We start from the raw sequence: 773 nt of genomic DNA, 5'->3' as shown, positions 1-773 counted from the left end.
CGGGTGATGGCACGGCTCTATTCGGCAGCACGGCTCCTCGTGAACTTCTTCCAGCCCTCGTTCAAGCTCAAGGAGAAGCGGCGCGAGGGCGCCAAAGTGATCAAGCGCTATCACACACCGGCGCCCTATGCGCGGGCTCTGGCGCATCCGAAGCTGTCGAAGGCGATTAAACGCCGTTTACGCGAGACCTATCTCAGTCTCGATCCTGTCGTATTGCTGACCGAGGTTCGCCGATGCCAGGACGAGCTCGGTGAGCGGATCGGTAGGCGCGGTCTTGCTGCAGCTGTCGGAACGTCGCCTATGGATCCACTGATCTTTGCGCAATCGCTCGGTACAAAGGCGACGACGCGGGAGGTGCGCGCCACCCATCGGCGGCCGAAGCGAAAGTACAAAAAGCGGATACGCATGCCGTCGAAGCTCGATCCGCATCTGGCGACGATTGAATGCTGGCTTGCGGCCGAGCCGCAGCTCACCGCCATCGGCATCGTGCGAAGACTCGTCGAGATCGATCCAGCGACATTCGGCAGCAAGCAATACTCGATCGTAAAGCGACTGCTTCGGTCACTCAGGCGGAAGGGGGCCGAGACGGTGATCGCGGCCACGGTGACGCCATCCTTGTCAGCCGCGGCCCTGCGGCCCGGGCCTGTGGACGGCGCTGCGTGTGATGGGCACTCTGCCCCGCCCACAGGCCCTCCGCTGGAGCTGGCTTCGAAACGGATTCCCGTGCCGTTCAACGCACGCTCCCGATCCCCCGTTCCCGGTAACATTCCTGG

Annotated in this window: 1 pseudogene; it reads left to right on the top strand. The window is 63.3% G+C overall.

Annotated elements, in window-relative coordinates:
• Positions 1–773, top strand: a pseudogene (locus ABTU92_RS30505) (hypothetical protein); the annotation flags it as partial.

This window comes from Rhodoplanes sp. SY1, from assembly GCF_046000175.1.
Classification (GTDB): domain Bacteria; phylum Pseudomonadota; class Alphaproteobacteria; order Rhizobiales; family Xanthobacteraceae; genus Rhodoplanes.
This window is presented reverse-complemented; position numbering and strand designations above follow the sequence as displayed.